The 24,725-nt window shown below is 67.2% G+C and carries 27 protein-coding genes, 1 tRNA gene and 1 pseudogene; 20 read left to right on the forward strand and 9 right to left on the reverse strand.

What is annotated here, in order from left to right; all coding sequences use genetic code 11:
* Nucleotides 1–72 precede the first annotated feature (72 nt).
* Genes LOKHON_RS08640 through LOKHON_RS08655 form a run of 4 tightly spaced genes read left to right on the forward strand, consistent with a single transcriptional unit; the run spans nt 73 to nt 5,264 of the window.
* Entirely contained in the window at nt 73–1,314 is a 1,242-nt protein-coding gene (locus tag LOKHON_RS08640; protein WP_017928757.1) for a carbohydrate ABC transporter permease, read from the forward strand.
* Complete coding sequence (locus LOKHON_RS08645) at nt 1,314–2,465, forward strand: carbohydrate ABC transporter permease (RefSeq protein ID WP_017928756.1); 1,152 nt, start codon at nt 1,314–1,316, stop codon at nt 2,463–2,465. The genes LOKHON_RS08640 and LOKHON_RS08645 overlap by 1 nt, the downstream gene beginning before the upstream one ends.
* A 58-nt stretch (nt 2,466–2,523) precedes the next feature.
* The gene (locus tag LOKHON_RS08650) at nt 2,524–4,149 is read left to right on the forward strand and encodes an alpha-amylase family glycosyl hydrolase (RefSeq protein WP_017928755.1); all 1,626 of its coding nucleotides are present in this window, start codon (nt 2,524–2,526) and stop codon (nt 4,147–4,149) included.
* A 20-nt stretch (nt 4,150–4,169) separates the two neighbouring features.
* On the forward strand, nt 4,170–5,264 hold the full coding sequence (locus LOKHON_RS08655) for an ABC transporter ATP-binding protein (RefSeq protein WP_017928754.1): 1,095 nt from the start codon (nt 4,170–4,172) through the stop codon (nt 5,262–5,264).
* 17 nt (nt 5,265–5,281) lie between these two features.
* Here the strand turns inward: LOKHON_RS08655 and LOKHON_RS08660 are convergent, their stop codons facing one another.
* The gene (locus LOKHON_RS08660; protein WP_026147511.1) at nt 5,282–6,391 is read right to left on the reverse strand and encodes a Ppx/GppA phosphatase family protein; all 1,110 of its coding nucleotides are present in this window, start codon (nt 6,389–6,391) and stop codon (nt 5,282–5,284) included.
* Between the two features lie 249 nt (nt 6,392–6,640).
* Here LOKHON_RS08660 and LOKHON_RS08665 point away from each other — a divergent pair, with 249 nt between their 5' ends.
* From LOKHON_RS08665 to LOKHON_RS08680, 4 genes are all read left to right on the forward strand, one after another.
* Nucleotides 6,641–6,937, forward strand: coding sequence for a virulence factor (locus LOKHON_RS08665; RefSeq protein WP_017928752.1), 297 nt, complete (start codon nt 6,641–6,643; stop codon nt 6,935–6,937).
* 23 nt (nt 6,938–6,960) lie between these two features.
* Nucleotides 6,961–7,872 (forward strand): methylenetetrahydrofolate reductase, encoded by a 912-nt coding sequence (locus LOKHON_RS08670; RefSeq protein ID WP_033315580.1) that lies wholly within the window; start codon nt 6,961–6,963, stop codon nt 7,870–7,872.
* 36 nt (nt 7,873–7,908) lie between these two features.
* Nucleotides 7,909–8,964 (forward strand): methyltetrahydrofolate cobalamin methyltransferase, encoded by a 1,056-nt coding sequence (locus tag LOKHON_RS08675; protein WP_017928750.1) that lies wholly within the window; start codon nt 7,909–7,911, stop codon nt 8,962–8,964.
* Nucleotides 8,965–9,065: 101 nt separating this feature from the next.
* Nucleotides 9,066–9,815, forward strand: coding sequence for an RlmE family RNA methyltransferase (locus LOKHON_RS08680; protein WP_017928749.1), 750 nt, complete (start codon nt 9,066–9,068; stop codon nt 9,813–9,815).
* A 226-nt stretch (nt 9,816–10,041) separates the two neighbouring features.
* Here LOKHON_RS08680 and LOKHON_RS08685 read toward each other — a convergent pair whose 3' ends face one another.
* Together LOKHON_RS08685 and LOKHON_RS16135 are read right to left on the reverse strand one after the other, a co-directional pair.
* Nucleotides 10,042–10,947: a LysR family transcriptional regulator gene (locus LOKHON_RS08685; RefSeq protein ID WP_017928748.1), complete on the reverse strand. Its 906-nt coding sequence runs from the start codon at nt 10,945–10,947 to the stop codon at nt 10,042–10,044.
* The gene (locus LOKHON_RS16135) at nt 10,944–11,363 is read right to left on the reverse strand and encodes a hypothetical protein (RefSeq protein ID WP_162561776.1); all 420 of its coding nucleotides are present in this window, start codon (nt 11,361–11,363) and stop codon (nt 10,944–10,946) included. Before LOKHON_RS16135 ends, LOKHON_RS08685 begins: the two co-directional genes overlap by 4 nt.
* 61 nt (nt 11,364–11,424) lie before the next feature.
* On the opposite strand from LOKHON_RS16135, the gene LOKHON_RS08690 reads away from it, so the two are divergent.
* Complete coding sequence (locus tag LOKHON_RS08690) at nt 11,425–12,411, forward strand: zinc-dependent alcohol dehydrogenase family protein (RefSeq protein ID WP_026147510.1); 987 nt, start codon at nt 11,425–11,427, stop codon at nt 12,409–12,411.
* Between the two features lie 101 nt (nt 12,412–12,512).
* Here LOKHON_RS08690 and LOKHON_RS08695 read toward each other — a convergent pair whose 3' ends face one another.
* Nucleotides 12,513–13,121, reverse strand: coding sequence for a glutathione S-transferase family protein (locus LOKHON_RS08695; RefSeq protein WP_017928746.1), 609 nt, complete (start codon nt 13,119–13,121; stop codon nt 12,513–12,515).
* A gap of 64 nt (nt 13,122–13,185) precedes the next feature.
* On the opposite strand from LOKHON_RS08695, the gene LOKHON_RS08700 reads away from it, so the two are divergent.
* Nucleotides 13,186–13,890: a helix-turn-helix transcriptional regulator gene (locus LOKHON_RS08700; RefSeq protein ID WP_017928745.1), complete on the forward strand. Its 705-nt coding sequence runs from the start codon at nt 13,186–13,188 to the stop codon at nt 13,888–13,890.
* 165 nt (nt 13,891–14,055) lie between these two features.
* Here LOKHON_RS08700 and LOKHON_RS15660 read toward each other — a convergent pair.
* Together LOKHON_RS15660 and LOKHON_RS08710 are read right to left on the reverse strand one after the other, a co-directional pair.
* A pseudogene (locus tag LOKHON_RS15660) lies at nt 14,056–14,610 on the reverse strand (NAD(P)-dependent oxidoreductase); the annotation flags it as partial.
* A 22-nt stretch (nt 14,611–14,632) separates the two neighbouring features.
* Nucleotides 14,633–15,355, reverse strand: coding sequence for a DUF4386 domain-containing protein (locus LOKHON_RS08710; RefSeq protein WP_017928743.1), 723 nt, complete (start codon nt 15,353–15,355; stop codon nt 14,633–14,635).
* 103 nt (nt 15,356–15,458) lie between these two features.
* Between LOKHON_RS08710 and LOKHON_RS08715 the strand changes: the two genes are divergently transcribed.
* Nucleotides 15,459–16,346 (forward strand): LysR family transcriptional regulator, encoded by an 888-nt coding sequence (locus LOKHON_RS08715; protein WP_211205677.1) that lies wholly within the window; start codon nt 15,459–15,461, stop codon nt 16,344–16,346.
* Between the two features lie 185 nt (nt 16,347–16,531).
* Here LOKHON_RS08715 and LOKHON_RS08720 read toward each other — a convergent pair.
* A tRNA-Ser gene (locus tag LOKHON_RS08720) sits at nt 16,532–16,621 on the reverse strand.
* A gap of 162 nt (nt 16,622–16,783) precedes the next feature.
* Here LOKHON_RS08720 and LOKHON_RS08725 point away from each other — a divergent pair.
* The gene (locus tag LOKHON_RS08725; RefSeq protein ID WP_051585590.1) at nt 16,784–17,617 is read left to right on the forward strand and encodes a DUF2059 domain-containing protein; all 834 of its coding nucleotides are present in this window, start codon (nt 16,784–16,786) and stop codon (nt 17,615–17,617) included.
* Here LOKHON_RS08725 and LOKHON_RS08730 read toward each other — a convergent pair whose 3' ends face one another.
* Nucleotides 17,618–17,944: a hypothetical protein gene (locus LOKHON_RS08730; protein ID WP_026147508.1), complete on the reverse strand. Its 327-nt coding sequence runs from the start codon at nt 17,942–17,944 to the stop codon at nt 17,618–17,620.
* Between the two features lie 219 nt (nt 17,945–18,163).
* Here LOKHON_RS08730 and LOKHON_RS08735 point away from each other — a divergent pair, with 219 nt between their 5' ends.
* The 7 genes from LOKHON_RS08735 (at nt 18,164) to LOKHON_RS08765 (ending at nt 23,853) form a co-directional block, all read left to right on the forward strand.
* Nucleotides 18,164–18,766: a 50S ribosomal protein L21 gene (locus LOKHON_RS08735; RefSeq protein ID WP_017928739.1), complete on the forward strand. Its 603-nt coding sequence runs from the start codon at nt 18,164–18,166 to the stop codon at nt 18,764–18,766.
* An 18-nt stretch (nt 18,767–18,784) separates the two neighbouring features.
* Nucleotides 18,785–19,054, forward strand: coding sequence for a 50S ribosomal protein L27 (gene rpmA, locus LOKHON_RS08740; protein ID WP_017928738.1), 270 nt, complete (start codon nt 18,785–18,787; stop codon nt 19,052–19,054).
* Between the two features lie 156 nt (nt 19,055–19,210).
* Nucleotides 19,211–19,759, forward strand: a complete 549-nt coding sequence (locus tag LOKHON_RS08745; RefSeq protein ID WP_017928737.1) for a GNAT family N-acetyltransferase — start codon at nt 19,211–19,213, stop codon at nt 19,757–19,759.
* Between the two features lies 1 nt (nt 19,760).
* The gene (locus tag LOKHON_RS08750; RefSeq protein ID WP_017928736.1) at nt 19,761–20,291 is read left to right on the forward strand and encodes a GNAT family N-acetyltransferase; all 531 of its coding nucleotides are present in this window, start codon (nt 19,761–19,763) and stop codon (nt 20,289–20,291) included.
* 104 nt (nt 20,292–20,395) lie between these two features.
* Nucleotides 20,396–21,436, forward strand: coding sequence for a GTPase ObgE (obgE, locus tag LOKHON_RS08755; RefSeq protein ID WP_017928735.1), 1,041 nt, complete (start codon nt 20,396–20,398; stop codon nt 21,434–21,436).
* A complete protein-coding gene (proB, locus tag LOKHON_RS08760; RefSeq protein WP_017928734.1) occupies nt 21,424–22,530 on the forward strand; it encodes a glutamate 5-kinase in 1,107 nt (368 codons plus the stop codon). Before obgE ends, proB begins: the two co-directional genes overlap by 13 nt.
* 57 nt (nt 22,531–22,587) lie before the next feature.
* Complete coding sequence (locus LOKHON_RS08765) at nt 22,588–23,853, forward strand: glutamate-5-semialdehyde dehydrogenase (RefSeq protein ID WP_017928733.1); 1,266 nt, start codon at nt 22,588–22,590, stop codon at nt 23,851–23,853.
* On the opposite strand, the gene LOKHON_RS08770 is transcribed toward LOKHON_RS08765, so the two are convergent.
* On the reverse strand, nt 23,854–24,447 hold the full coding sequence (locus LOKHON_RS08770) for a histidine phosphotransferase family protein (RefSeq protein ID WP_017928732.1): 594 nt from the start codon (nt 24,445–24,447) through the stop codon (nt 23,854–23,856). It abuts the gene before it with no gap.
* 30 nt (nt 24,448–24,477) lie between these two features.
* Here LOKHON_RS08770 and LOKHON_RS08775 point away from each other — a divergent pair, with 30 nt between their 5' ends.
* Complete coding sequence (locus tag LOKHON_RS08775) at nt 24,478–24,663, forward strand: DUF3553 domain-containing protein (RefSeq protein WP_017928731.1); 186 nt, start codon at nt 24,478–24,480, stop codon at nt 24,661–24,663.
* Nucleotides 24,664–24,725: the final 62 nt, after the last annotated feature.

Below are 24,725 nucleotides of genomic sequence, written 5' to 3' on the forward strand. Positions count from 1 at the left end.
GTAACGATAAGGCTTGGCGGCCGCGACTCGCGTCGTGGCCGCTTCTTTGTATCAAGGCTCGGGGAGGGCGCGATGAATCCGGCACTACAGGGCTTGCTGACCATCGTGATCGGCGTCGGCGGTTGCGTCGCCTATTTCTATTTTTCCAACTTGTTCGTCGACAAGGTGCTGTTCCCGCCCCGCGGGCCGAATGCCGGGCGCAACATCAACCGCGCCAACATGGTCCGACCCTGGCTGTTTTTGCTGCCCGCGCTGCTGGCGCTGGGCCTCTATCTCGCCTACCCGGTGGTCGAGACGCTGCGCCTGTCGCTCACCGAGCGGGTGCGCGGCGGCGGTTACGAATTCGTCGGTCTCGACAATTATCGCCAGATGCTCAGCGAGCCGAAGTTCTGGGAAGGCTTCAACAACAACCTCTTGTGGCTGATCGTCGTGCCCGCGGCCTCCACCGCCTTCGGCCTGCTGGCCGCGCAGCTCACCGACCGCATCAAGTGGGGCAGCTTCGCCAAGTCGCTGATCTTCATGCCGATGGCGATCTCCTTCGTCGGCGCCGCGGTGATCTTCAAGCTGATCTACGACACCCGCCCCGCCGGGCAGGACCAGATCGGCGTGCTCAACGCCGTGTGGCTCGGCTTTGACGGCGGGGTGGGGTCGTTCATCTGGCTCAGGCTGGTGCCCGCGATCCTGCTGCTGGCTCTGGCGGCGGGGGCGGGGGCTCTCGCCTGGTCGCTGATCAAGCCCGTGATCGGCCGCGAAGGGCGCAATCCCGGCGCGATCTTCGCCGCGCTGCGCCTGCTCGGGGCGGCGTTGATGGCGGGGGCCGTCTTCTTGATGCTGCGCCAGACGCTTTCGGTGTTCACCGCCGACTTTCCCTATGGCCAGCCGCAGACCTGGCTCACCATTCCCTTCTGGAACAACTTCTTTTTGATGATCGTGCTGATCTGGATCCAGACCGGCTTCGCCATGGTGCTGCTCTCGGCGGCGCTGCGCGGCATTCCCGAGGAAACGGTCGAGGCGGCCATCGTCGACGGCGCCAACCCGTTCCAGATCTTCTTCAAGATCAAGATGCCGCAGATCGTCGGCACCATCGTCGTGGTCTGGACCACCATCACCATCATCGTGCTCAAGGTGTTCGACATCGTCTTTGCCATGACCAACGGCCAGTGGGAGACGCAGGTTCTGGCCAACTACATGTATGACAAGCTGTTTCGGGCGAATGACTGGGGCGTGGGCTCGGCCGGCGCCATGGTCATCATGCTGATGGTGACGCCGATCCTCGTCTGGAACGTCTACAATGCCCGCAAGGAGATGCGCTGATGGACAACATCGCCGGCAAGAAATCCGCGCTCACCTGGGCGGTCAACATCGCGGTCGTGGCGCTGGTGGCACTTTGGGTGTTCCCGACGCTGGGCCTGCTGATCTCGTCGTTCCGCACGGGCGATCAGATCGCGTCGTCGGGCTGGTGGAAATCCATGCTGCCGACCGAGCAGAACCTGACCCTGCGCACCGCGGGCGGCGACGAGGCCGAGCTGGTCGACGGGCTCTACACCGTGTCGGGCAACCTGTTTGCCGTCGAGGGCATCGATCCGCTCGACATCTCGGCCTTCGGCACCTCGTCGCGCGCCGTCGGCGCCTATGAGCCGGGCGAGACGGTCGACATGGGCGATGGCGAAATCATCGCGGTCGAGGCCAATGGCGATTACGTCTTCACCTCGGTCGAGGAAATGTCGGGCCGCGGCCAGCGGGTCTTCGTCACCGCCGAGGTCGCGCCGGAATTCACGCTCGAAAACTACAACAACATGCTGTTCGACCCGAACAACATCGAAGGCATGTCCAAGGCGTTCTTCAACACGCTGACGGTGTCGATCCCAGCCACGATCATCCCGATCCTCGTGGCGGCCTTCGCGGCCTATGCGCTGGCATGGATGGATTTTCCGGGCCGGGCGCTGCTGATCGCGGCGATCGTCGGCCTGCTGGTGGTGCCGCTGCAATTGGCGCTGATCCCGCTGTTGAAGTTCCACAACGAGATCGGCATCGGCAAGGGCTATCTCGGGGTCTGGATGGCGCATACCGGCTTTGGCCTGCCGCTCGCGATCTATATTTTGCGAAACTACATGGTCGGCCTGCCGCGCGACATCATCGAGAACGCCAAGGTCGACGGGGCGACGGATTTCCAGATCTTCACCAAGATTATCCTGCCGCTGTCCTTCCCGGCGCTGGCCTCCTTCGCGATCTTCCAGTTCCTGTGGACCTGGAACGACCTGCTCGTCGCGATCGTGTTCCTGATCGACAGCTCGGGCGAGACCACCGTGATGACCAAGCAGATCATCGAGCTTCTGGGCACGCGCGGCGGCAACTGGGAAATCCTCGCCACGGCGGCTTTCGTCTCCATCGCCGTTCCGCTGGTTGTGTTTTTCGCGATGCAGAAATACCTCGTGCGCGGCCTGCTTGCGGGCTCCGTGAAATGAGGACTGCTTCCCGATGACTCGACCTGTCTCCATCCCGGCTTCGGCCGACACCGCCCGCATGCCGCTCGATCCCGAATGGTGGCGCGGGGCGGTGATCTACCAGATCTATCCGCGCAGCTACCAGGATACGAATGGAGACGGCATCGGCGACCTGCAGGGCATCGTGCGGCGCCTGCCGCACATCGCCTCGCTGGGCGTCGATGCGATCTGGATTTCGCCCTTCTTCACCTCGCCGATGAAGGATTTCGGCTACGACGTCTCGGATTACTGCGACGTCGACCCGATGTTCGGCACGCTTTCGGACTTCGACGCGGTGATCGAGACGGCGCATTCGCTGAACATCCGGGTGATGATCGACCTCGTGCTGTCGCACACCGCCGAGGCGCATCCGTGGTTCGTCGAAAGCCGCACGAGCCGCGACAACCCGAAGTCCGACTGGTATGTCTGGGCCGACGCCAAGGCGGATGGCACGCCGCCCAACAACTGGCTGTCGATCTTCGGCGGCTCGGCCTGGCAGTGGGACGGGCGGCGGATGCAGTACTACCTGCACAACTTCCTGACCAGCCAGCCCGACCTGAACTTCCACAACCCGGACGTCCAGGAGACGCTGCTCGACGTGGAGCGGTTCTGGCTCAAGCGCGGTGTCGACGGCTTCCGGCTCGACACGATCAATTTCTACTTCGCCGACAAGATGCTGCGCGACAACCCGGCGCTGCCGCCCGAGCGGCGCAACGACTCCATCGCGCCGGGCGTGAACCCCTATAACTGGCAGGAGCACCTCTACTCCAAGAACCAGCCCGAAAACCTCGATTTCCTCAAGCGGTTCCGCGCCGAGCTGGAGCCTTACGGCGCCGCCGCCGTGGGCGAGGTGGGCGACGCGCAGCGCGGTCTGGAAATCATGGCCGAATACACCTCGGGCGGGGACAAGGTGCAGATGTGCTATCCGTTCGAGATGCTGCAGCCGCCGCGGCTCACCGCCGCCGCCGCCGCCGACACCTTCTACCGGCTGAGCCACGCCGCCCCCGACGCCTGGCCCTGCTGGTCCTATTCCAACCACGACGTGGAGCGGCATCCGAGCCGCTGGAAGCTGTCACCCGCGGCGGTTCGCGCCTATACCACCTTGCTGATGTGCCTGCGCGGATCGGTCTGTCTCTACCAGGGCGAGGAGCTCGGACTGCCCGAGGCCGAGGTGGCGTTCGAGGATCTGCAGGATCCCTACGGCATCGAGTTCTGGCCCGAATACAAGGGCCGCGATGGCTGCCGCACCCCGATCGCCTGGACCGGAGAGGCGCCCCATGGCGGTTTTTCCGAGACGCGCCCGTGGCTGCCGGTGGCGCCCGCGCATCTGCCGCGCGCCGTGGCCGAGCAGGAGGCCGACCCCGACGCGATGCTGCATCATTACCGCCGCGCCATCGCGCTGCGCCACGATCACCCGGTGCTGGCCACCGGTGAGCATGACGGCGTGCATTCGCGCGGCGAGGTGGTGCATTTCGTGCGCCATGACGCGAACGAGACGATTTTCTGCGCCTTCAACCTCGGGGAGGAGCCGGCGGAGGTGCCGCTTCCCGAAGGCGCCTGGGCCCCGATCGGTACCGATCTGGGGTCGGTGACGAAGGCCGAGAACGGGCTGGTCCATCTCGGCCCATGGCAATGCTGCCTGGCGCTGAAGCGACCGGCGGACTGAGACGGAGCAGGGAGGAACCCATGGCGGAACTCAAACTCAGGGACGTGGCCAAGACCTATGGCGGGTCGGTCGAGGTCCTGAAGAACATCGATCTGGAAATCGGCAAGGGCGAACTGGTCGTCTTCGTCGGTCCCTCCGGCTGCGGCAAGTCCACGCTCTTGCGGATGATCGCCGGGCTCGAGGAGATCTCCGGCGGCACGCTGGAGATCGACGGTCTGGTGGTCAACGACGTGCCGCCCGCGCAGCGCGGCATCGCCATGGTGTTCCAGTCCTACGCGCTCTACCCGCATATGACGGTGCGCGACAACATGGCCTTCGCCCTGAAGCTCGCCAAGAAGTCGAAGGAGGAGATCGACGCGGCGATCTCCAACGCCGCGCGTATCCTGCAGCTTGAACCCTATCTCGACCGCCTGCCCAAGGCGCTTTCGGGCGGGCAGCGGCAGCGGGTGGCCATCGGCCGGTCGATCGTGCGCGACCCGAAGGTCTATCTGTTCGACGAGCCGCTCTCGAACCTCGACGCGGCGCTGCGCGTGGCGACCCGGATCGAGATCGCCCAGCTCAAGGAGTCGATGCCCGACAGCACCATGATCTACGTCACCCACGACCAGGTGGAGGCGATGACGCTGGCGACCCGCATCGTGGTTCTTGCCAACAAGGGCATCGCCCAGGTCGGCACCCCCTTGGAGCTTTACGAGCGGCCCGAGAACGAGTTCGTGGCGCAGTTCATCGGCTCCCCGGCGATGAACCTGCTGCCGGGCAAGATCACCGGCACGGGGGAGCGCACCACCGTCACGCTCGAAGGCGGCGGCACCGCGGTGTCGACGGTCTCCACCACCGAGGCCGACATGGGCAAGAGCGTCAATGTCGGCGTGCGGCCCGAGGACATGACCGAGGTCGAGCAGGGGGGCGAGTATCTCTTCGAGGGCAAGGTCGATTTCACCGAGTCGCTCGGTGAGGTGACGATCCTGTACTTTCAGAAGGTGAACGGCGCCGACCCGGTGATCGCCAAGCTGCCGGGCATCCATGGCGACCTGCGCGGCCGCCACGTGCACATGACCGTCGCCCCCGAAAAGGTGCAGGTCTTCCATGAAGGGCGTTCGCTCTACTACCGCTGAAGCCCTGTAGGGCGGGCTCAGTAGGGCCCGCCCTCCAGCACCCCGTCCGCGCTCATCTGCGCATAGAGCAGGCCTTCGCGCAGGCCGCGATCCGCGACCGAAAGCCGGTCCGTCGGCCACAGCCGCATCAGCGCCTGCAAGATCGCCGAACCCGACATGATAAGCGCCTGCCGGTCGCGGCCGATGCGCGGATCGTCGCGCCGCCCCTCGGGGCCGAGCGCGAGGTAATCGCGGATCACGGCGTCGATCTGGTCGGAGGTCATCCGCAGCCCATCGACCTTGTTGCGGTCGTAGCGCCGCAGGCCCAGATGACTCGCCGCGACGGTGGTGACGGTGCCCGAGGTGCCGATGATCTGGAACCCGTCGCGCGCCTGCTCGGAGGCCGATGGCGCGAAGCCCGACAGGTTCTCTTCGAAAAACCAGCTCATCAGCGCGAAGCGCGCCGCGTCGTCCTCCACGTCGTGGAACTGGTCGCGCAGCGTGGCCACGCCCAGCGGCACGGAAATCCAGTCGACCACCTTGGCGGCGGCGAATGGGCCGGGGTCCTGTTTGAACCCCGAATGCAGCCGCATGATCGCGCCCGGTCGCTCGGGGCGGGGCACGTTCGACAGGTCGATCCAGACCAGCTCGGTCGAGCCGCCGCCGATATCGACCACGAGCAGTTGCTCGGTCTTGGTCGAGACCAGCGGCGCGCAGGAAATCACGGCGAGCCGCGCCTCTTCCTCGGGGCGGATCACGTCGAGCCGGAGCCCGGTTTCGCGCTGCACCTGCGCGAGAAAGGCGCGGCCGTTCTTGGCCCGGCGGCAGGCCTCGGTCGCCACCAGCCGCATCCGGCGCACACCGTGTTTCTGCAGCTTTTGCCGACAGATGCGGATCGCGCCGATGGTGCGGTTCATCGAGGCACGCGAAAGCCGGCCCGTCTGTTCGAGCCCGTGGCCCAGCTGGACCGTCTTCGAGAAACTGTCGACCACGTGGAACTGGCTGCCCTTGGGCTGGGCAATCAGCATCCGACAGCTGTTTGTACCGAGATCAAGCGCGGCATAGAGCGTCGCCTGATCCGGGGATGGCGCGGGGGATCTCACCGCTTTCGGGAACGCGCCCGCACCGTCGGGACGCATGGGCGCCATGAACACGCCCTCCAATATCGAGTTGAATCAAGGGTAGGGGTTGCATGGTTCCGGCGCAAGCGCCGCGATGGGGCGGATCGCAACGTCGCTCATCACGATCATGGGGATTTCGGGGGTTTGCGGCTCTGGCCCCCTTGCGCCGCCCCTGCGACAAGGGGGGCGCGTCGCGCCGCGCGCTCAGGATGTCGAATTCCGACCCTGACGCAAGGGCGCGCCGCGATATCAGCGTCTGTGAGGAAAGGACCCGCAATGCCCGAGATCACGCTCGTATACTGGCGCGACATGCCCGCGCAGGTGATCGTCGGCCGCGGCCGGCGCGGCACCAAGATCCCGCTCGCCGAGCGGTTCGAGCAGGCGATCGACCGCGCCGCGATGAAATCGGGCGCGGCGGGCACCGACGATTACCTCGCCGAATGGCGCAAGGCGCCATGGGGCGAGATCGAGGGCACGCCCGAAGAGGCCGCGCGCATCGCGGCCCAGCGGGTCGAGGCCGAATACGACACGGCGCGTCTGCGCGCGCTGATCGACAATCACGGGCGCGAATGACCCGCGCCCTCAAGGAGGTGCTGATGTCCCTGTTGACCTTCCGCCGCGCGGCTCCCGCGCCCGCCATGCCGGGCGGCGATTTCACCGCCCGCGCCTCGATCGAGGTGATGCCGCGCACCGCGGCCAAGGTCGACAGTTTCCGCGCGATCCTTCCCGAGGGCACCCGCGTCTACATCGCCCATATCGACGGCACCCCGATCGAGGAAATGGTCGCGACGGCGGCGCGCATCGCGTCTGAAGGCTTCGCGGTCATGCCGCATTTCCCGGCCCGCAGCATCGAAAGCCGCGCCCAGCTCGGCGACTGGATCGCCCGCTACCAGGGCGAGGCGGGGGTGACCGAGGGGCTGGTGCTGGCGGGCGGCATCGCGCAGCCGCGCGGCGAATTTCACTCCTCGATGCAGCTTCTCGAAACCGGCGCTTTCGATGCGGCGGGCTTCGACCGCCTGCACGTGGCGGGCCATCCCGAGGGCAACCGCGACATCGACCCCGATGGCGGCGACGCCGTGGTGCGCGACGCGCTGCGCTGGAAGCAGGACTTCGCGAACCGCAGCGATGCGCGCATGGCGCTGGTCACGCAGTTCGTCTTCGACGCGGCGCCGGTGATCGGCTGGGCCCGCACGATCCGCGCGGCGGGCATCGACCTGCCGGTGCATGTCGGTCTCGCCGGGCCGGCCAAGCTGCAGACGCTGATCAAGTACGCCATGGCCTGCGGGGTCGGACCGTCGCTGAAGGTGTTGCAGAAACGGGCGATGGACGTCAGCAAGCTTCTCGTGCCCTATGCGCCCGACGACATCGCCGCCGCGCTGGAACACGCCCGTGCCGCCGAGCCCGGTCTCGGGCTGGAACAGGCGCATCTCTTCCCGCTGGGCGGCATCAATGCCAGCGCCGAATGGCTGGCCGCGCGCCACCCCGCGTCCCGCATCGCGGCCAATTGAGATTTTCGGCCAATCGGCCAAAGACAAGGATGAAGAATGACCCGTACGATCGTTGAATCGAAAACGAAAACCGCGATCATCGGCTTTGATCAGCCGTTCTGCGTGATTGGTGAGCGGATCAACCCCACGGGGCGGAAGAAGCTCGCCGCGGAACTCGAGGCGGGCGATTTTTCGACCGTGGAAAAGGATGCCATCGCGCAGGTCGCCTGCGGCGCCACCATGCTCGATGTGAACGCGGGCGTGGTCTACAACTCCAACCCCAATCCCAACGAGACCGAGCCGCCGCTCATGACGAAGATGATCGAGCTGGTGCAGGGGCTGGTCGACGTGCCGCTGTGCATCGACAGCTCGGTCCCGGCGGCGCTCGAAGCCGGTCTTGCCGCGGCGCAGGGGCGACCGCTCCTGAACTCGGTGACGGGCGAGGAAGACCGGCTGGAGCTCGTCCTGCCGCTGGTCAAGAAATACAATGTGCCGGTGGTGGCGATCTCCAACGATGACACCGGCATCTCCGAGGACCCCGACGTGCGCTTCGCGGTCGCCAAGAAGATCGTCGAGCGCGCCGCCGATTTCGGCATTCCCGCGCATGACATCGTGGTCGATCCGCTGGTGATGCCGATCGGCGCGATGGCGACCGCCGGGCTCCAGGTCTTTGCCCTCGTGCGCCGCCTGCGCGACGAGCTGGGGGTCAACACCACCTGCGGCGCGTCGAACATCTCCTTTGGCTTGCCCAACCGGCACGGCATCAACAACGCCTTCCTGCCGATGGCGATGGCCTCGGGCATGACCTCGGCCATTATGAACCCCTGCGCGCTGCCGACCCCGCTGTCGAAGATCGCGGAGAAAAAGGCCGAGCTGGAGGCCGCGGGCATCGTCATCCCCGAAGGCATGGATGACGAGACCTTCTGCCGCCTGATGGGAATCGGCAGCCGCGAGTCCCGGCCGGGCGGAGAGATGAGCGCGATCCGCGCCGCCAACTTCCTGACCGACAACGATCCCTCTGGTGCCGAGTGGATCCGCTTCAACCGTCCGCCCGGCGTGCCCGGCGAGGGGCGCGGCGGGCGCGATGGCGGCCGGCGTCGTCGGCGGGCCTGAACGCGGCGCGGCTTGCGTATTTGTGGAATGGTGAAAAGGGCAGGGCTTGCCCCGTCACCCCCGCTTGGCATAGTCGGGGTCTCTGATCAGGAGACCCCGGCATGGCCAAGACACCCAAGAAGCCCGGCGCGAGCACCGGCAACACCTCGGGGCGCGGGCAACGCGACCTGACCGTCAAGGTCAAGACCGCGCGCGGCCGCAAGATGAGCTCCAAGCTCTGGCTGGAGCGGCAGCTCAACGACCCTTACGTGAAGCGCGCCAAGGCCGAGGGCTATCGTGGCCGCGCCGCCTACAAGATCATCGAGCTCGACGACAAGTTCCGCTTTCTCGTGCCGGGCGCCCGCGTGGTCGATCTGGGCTGCGCGCCCGGCGGCTGGAGCCAGGTCGCCGTGGCGCGGGTCAACGCGCTCGGTGCGAAATCGGGCAAGGCGGTTGGCACGGTGCTGGGCGTCGACCTGCAGGAGGTGGAGCCGATCGCGGGCGCAGAGCTGCATCAGCTCGACTTCATGGAGGACGACGCCGACCTCAAGGTGAAGGACTGGCTTGGCGGCGGTGCCGACGTGGTGATGTCCGACATGGCGGCCTCGGCCTCGGGCCACAAGCAGACCGACCACCTGCGCATCATCGCGCTGTGCGAGGCCGCCGCCCATTTTGCCTTCGACGTGCTGAGCCCCGGCGGCACCTTCGTCGCCAAGGTGCTCGCGGGCGGCGCCGAAGGCAGCCTGCAGCAGATCCTCAAGCAGAAATTCGAGAAGGTGCAGAACGTCAAGCCGCCCGCCTCCCGCTCGGACAGCTCCGAAAAATTCGTGATCGCGACCGGTTACAAGGGCCAGGACGAGGACGACCGGTAGCAAGCCCGGCCCGCCTGTGACGGATTGTCCCGGCGGGTCTTCTGTCGCGGGCGGCCAGGCCTGCTGTCGGCCAGAATGGCGACGGGATCGGCGCTGCGTGCCGGCACGACAGGACATGTCGTTACGGCATGAAACATGGCCTGACCCTGCCAGGAGCGACGGCCACGCTTTGCGTGGCGCCGGGATATCGGCCGGGGGGTTCTGCGCCTGCGCGGCAGGCGGCAGCTCACTCGCTCCAACCCGCGTGACCGGCCAGGCGGGTGATCAGGAAATCCATGAAGATTCGCGTCTTCGGTGTCAGAACGTTGGTGCGCGGATAGACCAGCCAGAGCACCGAGCGGTCGTTCATCTTCCATTCGGGCAGCACCCGGACCAGCCGGCCCGCCGCGATCTCGTGGGCGACGTTCCACAGCGAATTCATCGACAGCCCGGCCCCGGCGAGGGTGGCCTCGCGCTGCGCGTCGCCGTCATCCATGATGGCGCGACAGATCATGCATGCGGGGTCGAGCACGGCCATCCCTGCGGCGGCATTCACCAGCTCCCGTGGTTCGAGAGTGCTCCAGGCGATGAGCCGGTGACCTGCCAGCTCCGCTGGCGTGGTCGGGGTGCCATGCGTCTCGAGATAGCCCGGCGAGGCGCAAAGAACGCGGGTGTCGTCGGCGAGCTTGCGCCCCTTGAGACTGCTGTCGCTCAACGGACCGCTGCGCAGCGCGAGGTCGAAGCTGCCCTCGATCGCGTCGAAGCGCGTGTCGGACAGGCGCAAATCGAGCGTGAGGTCGGGATAGAGGTCGTGGAACTGGGGCAGCAGCGGCATGATGTGCAGTTGCGCGAAGCTGCTCGGCGCGGCGAAGCGCAGCGTCCCCTTCGGTCCGGCATCGCTGCCCCCGAGCGCCGCGCGGGCGGCATCGGCCTGCGCGAGGATCTCGCGGGCATAGGGCAGGAAATCCGAGCCCTCCAGTGACAGCGAAACCTTGCGGGTGGTGCGGCGCAGAAGCTCCGCGCCGAGCTCCTGCTCCAGCTTGGCAAGGCGCGCGCTCGCGACGGCGGGGGCAAGGCCCAGCTCACGTCCGGCGGCAGAGATGTTGAGCCGTTCGGCCGCCATCACGAAAAGACGCAGGTTGTCGGTGTTCATTCCATGCAATTCCGGGAAGCTGAACAGATAGAGCGACGGGTTTCTGCGGGGCTTGAAAGGCGCATGTCCCGATCATGCAGGCAGCGCGCGGCCGCTCCGGCCGGCTGTGCTGTCGCTCTTTCGGGGCGCGCCGGACGGGGGGCGGCCAGCATCGCCAACTGGCCCGGCTCGTCCATGCAAGCTGAGGAGGCCCGGCGCTCAAGGTCATCCTGATCGCCTGCGCGACCGGCGGCCTTGGCCCGTGATCCGGCACTCGCCTCGCCGCCGAAGGACACATCGCCCTGCTGCAAGGGGGCCGCGACGAAACGCTGGTGGCCGACGCCATGTCCGCGATCCGGGATCTCGCAGGAAAAGGCAGACGTGTTCGATCCGGCGATTATATGCATTTTCGGAAAACTGAAATCAGAATCGCCCATATTACACGACTATCCGCGCAAATGTATCTCGGGGCAACGAGATCTTGATATGGAGCTTCCGATGAAGACGATGATCCTGAACGAATATGGCCCCGATGCTGCCTTCACCCCGGCGGAGATCGAGCGCCCGGCGGTCAAGCCCGGCCATGTCCTCGTCCGCGTCAAGGCGACGAGCGTCAACACCGTCGACACGATGATCCGGGACATGGGCAAGGCGCTGCCCCTGTCGCCCGATCTGCCCGCCATTCTCGGCATGGATTTCGCCGGTGTCGTCGAGGAGGTCGGCGCGGGCGTCGGGGGCTTTGCCGTGGGCGACGAGGTCTATGGCTGCGCCGGGGGGCTCGCCGATCTTCAGGGCGCGCTGGCCGAATACATGCCGGCCGATGCGCGGCTGATCGCGCACAAGCCGAAATCGCTGAGCATGCGCGAGGCCGCGGCGCTGCCGCTCGTCGGCATCACCGCGTGGGAGGGTCTGCACCGCGCCGGGGTGGGCCGTGGCCAGAAGGTGCTCGTGCAGGGCGGGGCCGGTGGCGTCGGCCATGTCGCCGTGCAGCTGGCGCGGCATCTCGGCGCCGATGTGTGGTCGACCGGTACCGGAGACGCGAAGCTGGCGGCGATCGAAACGCTCGGGGCAACGCCCATCGACTATAAGGCCGAGACAATCGAAGCCTATGTTGCCGCCCATACCAATGGTGCCGGGTTCGACGTGGTCTTCGATACGGTCGGCGGCGAGAACATGACCAACTCCTTCGCGGCGGCAGCACTGAACGCGCAGGTCGTCACGACCGTTTCTCTGCTGGAGCTCGACCTTTCGCACGCGCATTTCAAAGGCCTGTCGCTGCATGTGGTGTTCATGCTGCTGCCGATGCTGCACGATGTCGGGCGCGAGGCGCATGGCGACATCCTCGCCGATCTCGCGCGGCTCGTGGATGCCGGGGCCGTCACGCCCCTGCTGGACGAGCGGCGCTTCGGCCTGTCCGAGATCGGCGCAGCCCATGCCCGGCTGAAGAGCGGCCAGGCCATGGGCAAGGTGGTCGTCGAGGTCTGATCCTCCGAACGGCCCCCGGATCAGCGCGGGCCTGCCTGCCGAGCCGATGAAGGCCAGGGGAGGCGGTACCCGCCCCGACGGCATCCGCCCGCGCTGCCGGTCTATACCGGCAGCGCGTCGTGTTCCCGCGCCATGACCGCCTGCAGCGCCGGGCGATCGGCGCAGCGCCTGATCCAGGCCTGGAGGACGGGCTGCCTCGGCATGGCCTCCGGGAGCCATTGGAACGGGCTCGACAGCAGCAGGTCGACCGCGGAATATTCCTCGCCGAGAAGGTAGGGCTGGCCGTCCAGCGCCTCGGACAGCCGGGCGAAGACGGCGTCGAGATCGCGAAAGGTCGCGTGCAGGGCGGGGTGCTCGATCTTCGCCCAGTCGAGCACCAGAACCGGCTCCATCACGCCCTGATAATAGAACAGCCAGCTCAGGAAGGCCCCGCGCTGCGGATGCCCGACCGGCCGACCGAGCCCCGCCTCGGGGAAGCTGTCGGTCAGGTAGGCGATGATTGCCCCGCGCTCGCGCAGGTGGTCGGTGCCGTCGGTGAGATAGGGCACCTTTCCCTCGGGATGCGGATTGCGCGGGTCGGGGCCGCCGCTGCCGTCCGGACGGGCGACCGTGACCTCGCACAGGTCGATGCGGTCGGCGATGCCCATCTCCTCGATCAGTACGAGGATGGAGGTCGAGCGGGAGTGCGGTGCGTGGTAGAGGGTCGGCATGATTGGCTCCTCGTATTGCGTGATGCCTTGTTCTAGCCCCGAGCTGCTGACAAAATCCGTCAGCATGGCCCGCCCCGACCGTCTCATGCGCCTGATGGATGCGCTGCGCCGCCTGCCTGCGCCGGTCACGGCGGTGCGGCTGGCGGCGGAGACGGATATCTCGCCGCGGCAGCTCTACCGCGACATCGCCACGCTGCGCGCGGGCGGCGCCCTGATCGATGGCGAGGCCGGAGTCGGCTACCGGCTGACCGAGGATCCGGCCCTGCCGCCGCAGAGCTTCTCTCGGCTGGAGATCGAGGCGCTGGTCCTCGCCGTGGGCGAGCTGCGCCAGACCGGCGACGCGGCGCTGGAGGCGGCGGGACGCTCGGCGCTGGCCCGGATCATCGCGACCCTGGCCGACGGGCAATCGCGGCACGCCATGCACACAATCCTGCGCAGCTTTCGTCCGCCGCCGGCCGCGGTGGATGTCGGCGTGGACATGTCGCTTCTGCGCCGTGCCTGCTGGGAGGAGCTGGCGCTTGATGTCCGCTATCGCGACCTCGGGGGCCGGGTCACGCAGCGCGAGGTCTGGCCTCTCGGGATCAGCTATTCGGATGGCGCGCTCAAGCTCTTGGTCTGGTGTTGTCTCAGGCAGGACTGGCGCGTCTTCCGCGCCTCGGGGATTGAGGAGGCCCGCCTCAACGGCCGCGGCTTCAGGCCCCGGCGCGTGCCCTTGCTGCGCGACTACGCGGCGCGGCAAACCCGGCCCGAAGGTGCCGCCGAGGCGTAGGCACGCTTTCAGCGCGCGGCGGGCATGGGCCCCGGTGGCGGCCTTGGCTGCGCGGGCCGAAAGGCCATTGCGCCCGGTGATGGCCGGCGCCTCGCGGATCAGCGCCGGATCGGTCAGCGCCGCCACCATGAACAGCGCGAAATCGGTGCGCCGGGTCAGGTTGCTCGCAAGCACCGGGTCGCCCACATGGCGGGCCCAGATCGGCAGGCCTTCGCTCGGACCCTCCTCGAGATCCGAGCCGCGCACGACGGTCCAGTCGCGATCCGATGCGAAGATCAGGTCGGTCGCGCGAACCTGGTCGTCGAGATCGACGAGCCGCAACGCCCTGAGGATCGGGGTGCCGAACCTGACGATGGCGCGGATCTTCCAACCGTAGCGGTCCTTGCCGTCGCGGCTGATGTGCCAGCCGCAGGAAAACACCAGCCGCGCATGGCGCGGAGCGAGGTCGAGCACGGCGCGGGCGGTGCCCGAGGCGTAGTCCTGCACGCCCCAGGGCGCGAGAACCACCAGCACGCCGTCGCAGCCTCGCGTGGCCGCCTCGATCACCGCGCGGTCGTCGGTGCGGCCGGGATGCACGGTGATGCGGCCCGCGAACCGGTCGAGCTTGCCGACGCTTTCGGGACGGCAGACGCCGGTGACCTCGTAGCCGCGCGCCAGCGCGTGTTCCGTCATGTATTGCCCGAGTTTGCCCGAGATGCCGATGATGCAGATGCGTTTCATGGGGGTCTCCTTGCGATGGGGGTCAGGCCGCGAGGGCGCGCGGCGCGGGGATGCGCGGGCCGCGGGTCAGCAGCCACAGCGCGAAGCCGATCTCGGCCAGCGTCACCACGAGCAGCAGCGCGATCTTCACCGCCTCCAGCAGCGCGGCATCGGGCAGGGCGAACATCTGCACGCTGTCGACGAGGTAGCCGGTGCCGCCGACGATGAGGCCGAAGCCCAGAAGCCGCGGATAGAGCCCCGAGCGCAGGACCAGCGTGCCCAGCAGGACGAGGTGCAGGCAGAAGAAGACCTGCCAGATCCAGACACCGGCATCGTGGACATGCCGCAGCAGCCCGGCCAGTTCGATCCGCTGCGTCTGAGAGAAGCTTTCGAGCGGCACCCGCCCATCGGCCAGTGCCAGCGATCCGGCATGGAAGAACAGCATCGCCGCCATCACCGCAACCATCATCAGCCGCGCATAGGAGGCCGCGAGCGAGAGCGTCGCGTTCACCGGCCGGAACATGAAGTAGAGCATGACCGAGACGAACACCTCGGCGGTCATCATCACCATGTCGCCCGCGAGGCCGGCGTGAAACAGGCCGCGCCGCGCGGCGATGTTGGCGAAGGTCGCGGCCGGGTCTCCGGCGACGTTCAGCACGCCCGGCACGTAGAGGATCGAGAAGCCACCGGCAAAGGCGATGACGAGGTAGAGCGCGCCGGTCAGGCGGGCATAGCTGCGCGAGGTGGGATCTTGGAACGCCTGCATGACGGGCCTCCTTTCAAGCTGACGTTGCGGCATATCTGTGTTCTACGCCCCTTCACCCATGCAGGAAATTGACCAGATGCGCCGAGCTGATATGCAGATCTGCATGGATTGGCGCAGCGTCACCTTCGACTGGAACCGCGCCCGGGCCTTTCTCGTGACCGCCGAGGAGGGCTCGCTCTCGGCGGCTGCGCGCGCGTTGAAGCTGGCGCAGCCGACGCTGGGCCGGCAGGTCGAGGCGCTGGAGGCAGAGTTGGGCGTCGCGCTGTTCGAGCGTTCGGGGCGCGGGCTGCGCCTGACCCCGGCGGGCCACGATCTGCTGGAGCATGCGCGCATGATGGGCGAGGGCGCCCGCGCGCTGTCGCTGGCGGCCTGGGGCCAGACAGAGGCGCTTGAGGGCGAGGTGGCGATCTCGGCCTCGGATGCCTATGCGAGCTACCTGCTGCCACCGATCCTTGATCGGCTGCACCGGGCCGAGCCGCGCATTCGGATCGAGGTGGTTGTTTCGAATGCATTGTCGGACCTGTCGCGGCGCGAGGCCGACATCGCGGTGCGCAACGTCCGCCCGACCGAGCCGGACCTGATCTGGCGGCGGGTCCGCGATGCCCAAGCAAGGCTTTACGCGGCGCCGGGCTACCTCGACCGGCTGGGACGGCCAGAGGCCGCAGAAAGTTTTTCGGCGGCGGAGTTCATCGAGATCGACGCCTCGGGCAGCCTCATGGGCCTGCTGAACGCCAAGGGCTTCAGCCTCGACGAAGGCAATTTCCCCTATCGCTGCCGCAGCTTCACGGTGATGTGGGAAATGGTGCGGCAGGGCATGGGGATCGGCATCCTCGACGACCGGATCGGCGATGCCGACCCGTCGGTCGAGCGCGCGGTCCCGGGTTTCGCGCCGATCGATTTCCCGGTCTGGATCGTCGCCCACCGCGACATCGCCCGATCGCGGCGCCTACGCGTGGTCTTCGACGCGTTGGTGGAGGGTTTTGGCGCCTGAGCCGAGACGATCAGGTGGCGAATCCTGCCGTTCGAGGCAGATTCCGGCGGTCCAAGGTTAGGTCCCAGAGCATCGCCATCGGCGGTCGAAGGAAAACGCACGGAACTTTGCCGGGATCGGCAGAGAGCCTCGTGATCGGCCTGCCATGGCCCCAAGGGCAAATCCTGTTTGCAGCAAGGGGATAGTGGCGGAGAGACAGGGATTCGAACCCTGGGAACCCGTGAAGGCTCAACGGTTTTCGAGACCGCCCCGTTCGACCACTCCGGCACCTCTCCGCGGTCTGAGGGGCGTTTAGCCAGTGGCGCGGACGGGCGCAAGTCCCCGTCGACGATAAATGTCCGACTTTTTCGGCCGCCGTAGCGTCAGCCGCCCGGCCCGGTGTTGGAAAGCCAGGAGTGCGGGCGTATCTGCCGATCATGCATTCGGGAGATCACCTCATGCCGCACCGCGCCCGCTCCATTGCCGCCGCAGCACTTGCCGCTTTCGCGGTTTTGCCCGCCACCGCCACCGTCGCCTCGCCCGAGATCGACCGGCTGGTCGAGGCGCTCGCGCTCGACGAGGTCGTCGCCGTGATGCGCGAGGAGGGGCTGGCCTATGGCGCGGATCTGGGGGCGGAGCTGTTCCCCGACGGTGCGACGGGCTGGGGCGCGGAGGTTGCGCGGATCTATGATGCGCAAGCGATGCGCGATGCGCTGGCCGGGGGGCTCGAGAGGGGGCTCGTGCGCGATGAGATCGAGCCGCTGCTTGCGTTTTTCGAGGATGGACCCGGCGCGCGCTTTGCCCGGCTCGAAGCCTCGGCGCGGCGCGCCATGCTGGCGCCGGGGGTCGAGGACGAGGCTCTGCAGATGGCGGCGACGGCGATGCATGACGAGACCGAGCGTTTCGCGCTCGTCGATGGCTTCGTCGCGGCCAATGATCTGATCGAGACCAACGTCGCCGGGGCGCTCAACGCCAATCTCGCCTTTTCGCAGGGGCTGCTCGACGGCGGCGCCTTTGGCGGTGCGGTGAGCGAGGCCGAGATCCTCGGCGATGTCTGGGCGCAGGAGCCGCAGATTCGCCGCGACACCACCGAATGGCTCTATGCCTTCCTGTTTCTCGCCTATGGCCCTGCGCCCGCCGACGATCTCGAAGCCTATACCGCGTTTTCGAAGCGACCGGCGGGGCGGGCGCTGAACCGGGCGCTGTTCGATGCCTATGACGCCATGCTCACCGATATCTCGCGCCAGCTCGGGCTGAGCGCGGCGCGGCTCATGGCCGGGCAGGAGATCTGATCACCCGCCCCATAGCAGCAGCGCCGTGACCAGCGCGCCGGGGTTGCTCTCGTAGAGGCCGAGATCGCCCGACAGCTGAAGCCTGCGCGCGGGCCGATCGGGCTGCGGCACGGCGGCGGCGTCGAAGGCCCGCTCCAACGCCGGGCCGCCGCCCGCGGCGATATCGGCGATCACGGCCGCGAAATCGGCCTTTACCGCGATCTCGACCGCGCCGCGGCGCGCGTCGTCGCGGATGAACGGGGCGGACAGCGATGTCCGCAGTCCGGGCAAGGTGTCGGGGGCGCAGGCGGGCAGGGCGGCCAGCAGCACGAGTACACAGAGGCGCATGTCGATCCTTTCGCGGGGGTTGACTTGGCATGACGCCTCGCCGATAAGCCCGCATCCCGGCAAGACCCCTTGTCACGGGATGCGCGGCTATCCGCAAGGTGCCTCGCGACTTTTCAATGAACGCCCCGATCCGGGGCGCGCCGTCCGACGGTGGGCCATGCGGCCCTTGAACGCCCCGCAAGGGGGACCCAAGTGACGCGGGATACGAAGGAACGACAGATGTTTGCGGTTCTCAAAACCGGCGGCAAGCAGTACAAAGTGGCCTCGGGCGATGTGCTCCGGGTCGAAAAGCTTGTGGCCGAGGCGGGTGACACCGTCCAGTTCAACGACATTCTGATGATCGGCGACGCGATCGGCGCGCCCTTCGTCGAAGGTGCCGGCGTGCAGGCCGAGGTGATCGACCAGATCAAGGGTGACAAGGTCATCAACTTCGTGCGCCGCCGCCGGAAGCACTCCTCCAAGCGCACCAAGGGTCACCGTCAGAAGCTGACCCTCGTTCGCGTGACCGAGCTGCTGACCGAAGGCGCCGACAAGTCGGGCGTCAAGGCCGCCACCGGCTCCGCGCCGCGCGATGCCGGGGCCGCCCCGGCCGCCAAGCCCGCGAAAGCCAAGAAGGCCGCCGCTTCGGGCGACGACCTCAAGAAGCTGTCGGGCGTCGGCCCGGCGCTCGAGAAGAAGCTGCTCGGCGCTGGCATCACCAGCTTTGCCCAGATCGCTGGCTGGTCGGATGCGGACATCGCCCGCATCGACGAAGAGCTTGGCCTCAAGGGCAAGATCGAGAAAGAAGGCTGGGTTGCCCAGTCCAAGGACCTTCAGGCCTAAGGCACAGGAGAGAGACACATGGCACACAAAAAAGCAGGCGGCTCCTCCCGCAACGGGCGCGACAGCGCCGGACGCCGTCTTGGCGTCAAGAAGTTCGGCGGCGAAGCCGTGATCCCGGGCAACATCATCATGCGCCAGCGTGGCACGAAGATGTGGCCGGGCGCCGGCGTCGGCATGGGCCGTGACCACACCATCTTCGCGACCGAAGAGGGCCGCGTGACCTTCCACAAGGGTCTCAAGGGCCGCACCTTCATCTCGGTGCTCCCGGTTGCCGAGGCCGCGGAGTAACCGCCGGCCCTTCAGCTGAGACGACACAAGCGGGGGATCGGTGACAGGCCGGTCCCCCGTTTGCATTATGACCAGAGGTTTCGCCCATAAGGGGCGGCGCCAGGCACCCGGCGCAGAACCGGGACCCGAGCAGCAGGGAAGCGGAGGAGGCGACCCATGAAGAACAACGACATCAAGGTGAGCGAAGGCCAGCCCGTGATCGCGGCGGAACGGTTCCAGCTGCGGCCGCTGCGCCGGTCCGACGAGGGGCTGATCGCGCATTACGCCGCCGATCCGCGTGTCGCGCGCGGCACCCGCACCATTCCGCACCCGCTGCCGCCCGGCACCGTGACCCAGCTGATCGAACGGGCGCAGCGCCCCGACCGGACCGAGGATGTCTGGGTGATCGACGGCTCCGAGAATTCGCTCGCCGAGGTGCTCGGCCTCGTGACGCTGACCCGCATGGATCGCGGTCAGTCCGAGGTGCATTACTGGGTCGCGCCCGCCTTCTGGAACACCGGCTTTGCCTCCGAGGCGCTGCGCGCGCTGATCACCGCCAACCCGCATGGCGCGGCGCAGATCTTTGCCGAGGTGTTCCAGGACAACGCCGTTTCGGCCCGCGTGCTGACCAATTGCGGTTTCGACTACCTCGGCGATGCCGAGGCTTATTCGGTGGCCCGCGGCGCCACCGCGCCGACCTGGACCTATGCATTGAAGATCGATTGATATGACTCCGGAATTGACGACCGAACGCCTCCGGCTGCGGCCGGTGCGCATGGAAGATGCGCCCGTGATCCATGCCACGCTTCAGGATATCGAGATCGCGCGCTGGCTCAGCCGCGTGCCCCATCCCTATGGCCCCGCCGACGCCGAGTGGTTCGCGGGCGAGGTCGAGGCGGGCCGCATCCCGGCCTATGCCGTGCTCGACGACGAAGGCTTTGCCGGGGTGATCGCGATCGACCCGACGCTGGGCTACTGGTTCGCGCGTGACCGCTGGGGGCGGGGCTATGCCACCGAAGCCGGTCGGGCGCTTCTGACCGCGCATTTCGCCGACCCCGCCGTCGAGATGGTCGAAGCGGGCTATTACGACGAAAATCCCGGCTCGGGCCGTGTGCTCGAAAAGCTCGGCTTCGAGCCGGCGGGCGCGCAGATGCTGCCCTCGCCGGTGCTCGGCCACGACGTGCCGGGCCAGAAGGTCCGGCTGACGCGCGCGCGCTGGGAAACCCATCAGGTCGCACCGCGCCGGCGCGCCGCCTGACCTGTCTTTTCGGCGGGCGCCCTGCGCGCCCGTCGGCCACGCGCCCTTGAGAACGGCGCCTTGATCGGCTACCTCAGGCGCTTATCCGCAAGAGGCGCCGACCCATGAAGTTTCTCGATCTCGCAAAGGTCACCATCCGCTCCGGTTCGGGCGGAAATGGCTGTGTCTCGTTCCGCCGCGAGAAGTTCATCGAATATGGCGGCCCCAATGGCGGCGATGGCGGGCATGGCGGTGACGTGATCGCCGAGGCCGTGGACGGTCTCAACACGCTGATCGATTTCCGCTACCAGCAGCATTTCTTCGCCCAGAACGGCCGTGCGGGCCAGGGCAGCCAGAAGACCGGCGCCGATGGCGACGACATCGTGCTGCGCGTGCCCGTCGGCACCGAGATCATCGATGAGGACGAGGAAACCGTGATCGCCGATCTCACCGAGGTCGGCCAGCGCGTCGTGCTGGCACGCGGCGGCAATGGCGGCTGGGGCAACCTGCATTTCAAATCCGCCACCAACCAGTCGCCGCGCCGCGCCAATCCCGGCCAGCCGGGGGTCGAGCGGCTGATCTGGCTCAGGCTCAAGCTGATCGCCGATGCCGGGCTTCTGGGCCTGCCCAATGCCGGCAAGTCGACCTTTCTGGCCGCGACCTCGAACGCGCGGCCCAAGATCGCGGATTACCCCTTCACCACGCTGGCGCCCAATCTCGGCGTGGTCGGCGTCGACAACGTCGAATTCGTGGTGGCCGACATTCCCGGCCTGATCGAAGGCGCGAGCGAGGGCCGGGGGCTGGGGGACATGTTCCTGGGCCATGTGGAGCGCTGCGCGGTGCTCTTGCACCTTGTTGACGGCACCTCTGGCGACCCGATGGTCGATTATCGTACCATTATCGGTGAACTCGAAGCCTATGGCGGGGGTTTGGCTCAAAAGCCGAGGATTACCGTCTTGAACAAGATCGACGCGCTGGACGCGGAAGAGCGCAGTTTCTTGGCCGATGAATTGGTCGCCGAGGCGGGCGGCGAGGTGATGCTCATGTCCGGTGCCACGGGCGAGGGCGTGACCGAGGTGCTGCGCGCGCTGCGCGCCGGGATCGACGAGAACCGCCTGCGCCAAAAGGAAATACCCGAGGAGGAAGACAAGACATGGCAACCCTGACGGAAGCCAAGCGGCTGGTCGTGAAGATCGGCTCGGCCCTGCTGGTGGACCGGGAGACCGGACAGCTCAAATCCGACTGGCTGCGCAGCCTCGCCGAGGATGTCGCCATGCTGCGCGACAAGGGGGTCGAGGTCACTCTCGTCTCCTCCGGCTCGATCGCGCTTGGCCGCCGTGTGCTGCATCTGCCCCAAGGCGAGTTGCCGGTCGAACAGAGCCAGGCCGCCGCCGCCGTTGGCGCGATCCGTCTGGCAAGAGCTTACGAGGACGTCTTCACGCCGCATGGCAAGATCACGTCGCAAGTTCTTGTAACTCTTGATGATTCCACCAATCGCCGCCGTTATCTCAATAGCCGCGCGACGCTGGACACCTTGCTGTCGCTCGGCGCGATCCCGATCGTGAACGAGAACGACACCATCGCCACCGACGAAATCCGCTATGGCGACAACGACCGTCTCGCCGCGCAGGTGGCGGTGACCGTGGGTGCAGACCAGCTGATCCTGCTGTCGGATGTCGACGGTTTCTACAACGGCAACCCGCATGTCGACCCTTCGGCCAAGCGCTTCGAGGAAGTCGACGAGATCACGCCCGAGATCCAGGCGATGGCCGGCTTGGGCGTGTCCGGCCTGTCCAAGGGCGGCATGATCACCAAGCTTCTGGCCGCCAAGGTGGCCTCCGAGGCGGGCTGCCACATGGCGATCACGCTCGGCTCGCCGCTCAACCCGCTGCAGCAGTTGATCGACGGCTGCAACGCCACGTGGTTCCGGGCGCAGACCGATCCGCATTCGGCGCGCAAGAACTGGATTTCGGCGATGAAGCCCAAGGGCGAAATCCGCATCGATGAAGGCGCGGCCCGCGCGCTGGCCGATGGCAATTCGCTTCTGCCGGCCGGTGTCACCGGCGTCTCGGGGCGTTTCGGCCGCGGCGATCCGGTTGCGATCTCCGGGCCCGACGGCACCCGCGTGGGCTTTGGCCTGACGCGCTACACTGCCGAAGAGACGCGCAAGCTGCGCGGCCACCAGAGCGACGAGATCGAGAAGGTGCTCGGCTACAAGGGCCGCGCCTCGCTGGTGCATCGCGACGACATGGTCGTCTGACGCCCCGCGACCGATCCCGCGATCCTGAAGAGACCACGCTTCCATAAGGAGCCCCGCATGACCGACAGCAACGACATTCCCGCCCTGATGAAAGATATCGGCGAGCGCGCCCGCGCCGCCGCCGCCGAGCTGGCCTTTGCCAAGCCCGAGGCCAAGAAAGCAGCACTCGAGGCCGCCGCAGAGACCGTCCTCGCCCGCGCCGAGGAGATCAAGGCCGCCAACGCCAAGGACCAGGAATTCGCCACCGACAAGGGCATCAGCCCGGCGATGATGGACCGGCTCAAGCTCGACGACGACCGGATCCGTTCGATCGTCGACGGGCTGCGTGCCATCGCGGCGCAGGATGATCCCGTGGGCGCGACCCTGACCGAATGGGACATGCCCTCGGGGCTCAACATCCGCCGCGTGCGCACGCCGCTCGGCGTGGTCGGCGTGATCTATGAAAGCCGTCCCAACGTGACCGCCGACGCGGGCGCGTTGTGCCTGAAATCGGGCAACGCCGTGATCCTGCGCGGCGGCTCCGAGGGGCTGAACTCCTCGACCATCCTGACCGAATGCCTGAAGGCGGGGCTTGAAAAGGCCGGCCTGCCGGTCGACGCGATCCAGCTGGTGCCGACCCGCGACCGCGCCGCCGTGTCCGAAATGCTCAAGGCGACCGATTACATCGACGTCATCGTGCCGCGCGGCGGCAAGGGGCTCGTCGGGCTGGTGCAGCGCGAAGCGCGCGTGCCGGTCTTCGCCCATCTCGAGGGCATCGTGCACATCTATGTCGACAAGGATGCCGATCCGAAGAAGGCGATGGAGGTCGTGCTCAACGCCAAGACCCGCCGCACCGGCATCTGCGGCGCCGCCGAATGCCTGCTGGTGCACGAGGATCTGAAAGACGGCCTTGGCCGCGAGATCGTCGCCGCATTGGTCAAGGCGGGCGTCAACGTCCACGCGGCGCCCGAATTCGCCGATGTCGATGGCATCACGCCCGCCACCGACGAGGATTGGGGCCGCGAATATCTCGACATGGACATCGCCGCGAAGACCGTGCGCGACGTCGATGGCGCGATCGAACATATCCGCGCCTACAGCTCGAACCACACCGACGGCATCCTGACCGAGGACAAGGCCACCGCCGCGCGGTTCTTCGAGCGGGTCGACAGCGCGATCCTCGTGCACAACGCCTCGACCCAGTTCGCCGATGGCGGTGAGTTCGGCATGGGCGCCGAGATCGGCATCGCCACCGGCAAGATGCACGCCCGCGGCCCCGTCGGCGCCGAGCAGTTGACCAGCTTCAAGTATCTCGTCGTCGGTGACGGCGCGATCCGCAGCTGATCAGAAGCCGATCTCGACCCCGTGCTCGCCCGTCTCGATCCAGAGCGGGCGGGCGCTGAGCCGCAGCATCGCGGCGGCGATCGCGAACTGCGCCTCTCCGGCCTTTGCCTGCGGCGACACGGTGCCGTGGCGCAGCCGTTCCCAGGCGTCCGGATCGGGTCTGACCTTCGGGCCATGCGCGCTCAGCCGGAGCGCATCGGCCTGTCCCGCAAACACGATCCGCCCGCCTTGCGGCAGCGCCTGCTCGGTGCAGGCGGCAAGCAGCATGGCCAGCTTCAACCGGTCGCGTGGCACATCTTCCGCCACTTCCCAGTCATAGCGCAGCCGGCCGCTGCGCGACAGCGCGTCGAGCATCGAGACGATTTCGGACCGCCCGACCAGCTGGTCCGCCGAGGCCGCGCCAAAGGCGAAACGAAAGAAGCGTATCCGGGCGACGGCGTTCTCGACGCTCTCCGAGATCAGCGACAGCTCCGGCCCCGGCGGCGTGGTCATCTCCAGAAGCTCCACCCCATTGCCGATCGCGCTCAGCGGGCTGATAAGGTCATGGCAGATGCGCGATACGATCAGCGCGCCAAGATCGGGTTGGTCGTTCATGGCGTGCTCCCCAGACAGCAGGAGGCCGGAATGGCCGATTTGAACTCCATCCTCACCCCCGGCATGATCGTGCGGCATCCCGATCGCCCCGGCTGGGGCGACGGGCAGGTCCAGTCCAATATCGACGGCCGCATCACGGTGAATTTCCGGGAAGAGGGCAAGGTCGTTCTCGATGGTTCCAAGGTCGCGCTCATCCTCGTGTCAGCAGCAGGGTGAATGCAACTTGGGGTAGCTAAGGTTAAAGTTCCGTCAACGTCAAGAAGTCCCGTTCAGGGTTC

Origin of the sequence: Limimaricola hongkongensis DSM 17492 (assembly GCF_000600975.2) — a bacterium.
Classification (GTDB): Bacteria; Pseudomonadota; Alphaproteobacteria; order Rhodobacterales; family Rhodobacteraceae; genus Limimaricola; species Limimaricola hongkongensis.

Coding starts and splice junctions, on each gene's coding strand:
- LOKHON_RS08640 (WP_017928757.1), top strand. CDS start 73: ATGAATCCGGCACTACAGGGCTTGCTGACCATCGTGATCGGCGTCGGC.
- LOKHON_RS08645 (WP_017928756.1), top strand. CDS start 1,314: ATGGACAACATCGCCGGCAAGAAATCCGCGCTCACCTGGGCGGTCAAC.
- LOKHON_RS08650 (WP_017928755.1), top strand. CDS start 2,524: ATGCCGCTCGATCCCGAATGGTGGCGCGGGGCGGTGATCTACCAGATC.
- LOKHON_RS08655 (WP_017928754.1), top strand. CDS start 4,170: ATGGCGGAACTCAAACTCAGGGACGTGGCCAAGACCTATGGCGGGTCG.
- LOKHON_RS08660 (WP_026147511.1), bottom strand. CDS start 6,391: ATGGCGCCCATGCGTCCCGACGGTGCGGGCGCGTTCCCGAAAGCGGTG.
- LOKHON_RS08665 (WP_017928752.1), top strand. CDS start 6,641: ATGCCCGAGATCACGCTCGTATACTGGCGCGACATGCCCGCGCAGGTG.
- LOKHON_RS08670 (WP_033315580.1), top strand. CDS start 6,961: ATGTCCCTGTTGACCTTCCGCCGCGCGGCTCCCGCGCCCGCCATGCCG.
- LOKHON_RS08675 (WP_017928750.1), top strand. CDS start 7,909: ATGACCCGTACGATCGTTGAATCGAAAACGAAAACCGCGATCATCGGC.
- LOKHON_RS08680 (WP_017928749.1), top strand. CDS start 9,066: ATGGCCAAGACACCCAAGAAGCCCGGCGCGAGCACCGGCAACACCTCG.
- LOKHON_RS08685 (WP_017928748.1), bottom strand. CDS start 10,947: ATGAACACCGACAACCTGCGTCTTTTCGTGATGGCGGCCGAACGGCTC.
- LOKHON_RS16135 (WP_162561776.1), bottom strand. CDS start 11,363: ATGGGCGATTCTGATTTCAGTTTTCCGAAAATGCATATAATCGCCGGA.
- LOKHON_RS08690 (WP_026147510.1), top strand. CDS start 11,425: ATGAAGACGATGATCCTGAACGAATATGGCCCCGATGCTGCCTTCACC.
- LOKHON_RS08695 (WP_017928746.1), bottom strand. CDS start 13,121: ATGCCGACCCTCTACCACGCACCGCACTCCCGCTCGACCTCCATCCTC.
- LOKHON_RS08700 (WP_017928745.1), top strand. CDS start 13,186: ATGGCCCGCCCCGACCGTCTCATGCGCCTGATGGATGCGCTGCGCCGC.
- LOKHON_RS08710 (WP_017928743.1), bottom strand. CDS start 15,355: ATGCAGGCGTTCCAAGATCCCACCTCGCGCAGCTATGCCCGCCTGACC.
- LOKHON_RS08715 (WP_211205677.1), top strand. CDS start 15,459: ATGGATTGGCGCAGCGTCACCTTCGACTGGAACCGCGCCCGGGCCTTT.
- LOKHON_RS08725 (WP_051585590.1), top strand. CDS start 16,784: ATGCCGCACCGCGCCCGCTCCATTGCCGCCGCAGCACTTGCCGCTTTC.
- LOKHON_RS08730 (WP_026147508.1), bottom strand. CDS start 17,944: ATGCGCCTCTGTGTACTCGTGCTGCTGGCCGCCCTGCCCGCCTGCGCC.
- LOKHON_RS08735 (WP_017928739.1), top strand. CDS start 18,164: ATGTTTGCGGTTCTCAAAACCGGCGGCAAGCAGTACAAAGTGGCCTCG.
- rpmA (WP_017928738.1), top strand. CDS start 18,785: ATGGCACACAAAAAAGCAGGCGGCTCCTCCCGCAACGGGCGCGACAGC.
- LOKHON_RS08745 (WP_017928737.1), top strand. CDS start 19,211: ATGAAGAACAACGACATCAAGGTGAGCGAAGGCCAGCCCGTGATCGCG.
- LOKHON_RS08750 (WP_017928736.1), top strand. CDS start 19,761: ATGACTCCGGAATTGACGACCGAACGCCTCCGGCTGCGGCCGGTGCGC.
- obgE (WP_017928735.1), top strand. CDS start 20,396: ATGAAGTTTCTCGATCTCGCAAAGGTCACCATCCGCTCCGGTTCGGGC.
- proB (WP_017928734.1), top strand. CDS start 21,424: ATGGCAACCCTGACGGAAGCCAAGCGGCTGGTCGTGAAGATCGGCTCG.
- LOKHON_RS08765 (WP_017928733.1), top strand. CDS start 22,588: ATGACCGACAGCAACGACATTCCCGCCCTGATGAAAGATATCGGCGAG.
- LOKHON_RS08770 (WP_017928732.1), bottom strand. CDS start 24,447: ATGAACGACCAACCCGATCTTGGCGCGCTGATCGTATCGCGCATCTGC.
- LOKHON_RS08775 (WP_017928731.1), top strand. CDS start 24,478: ATGGCCGATTTGAACTCCATCCTCACCCCCGGCATGATCGTGCGGCAT.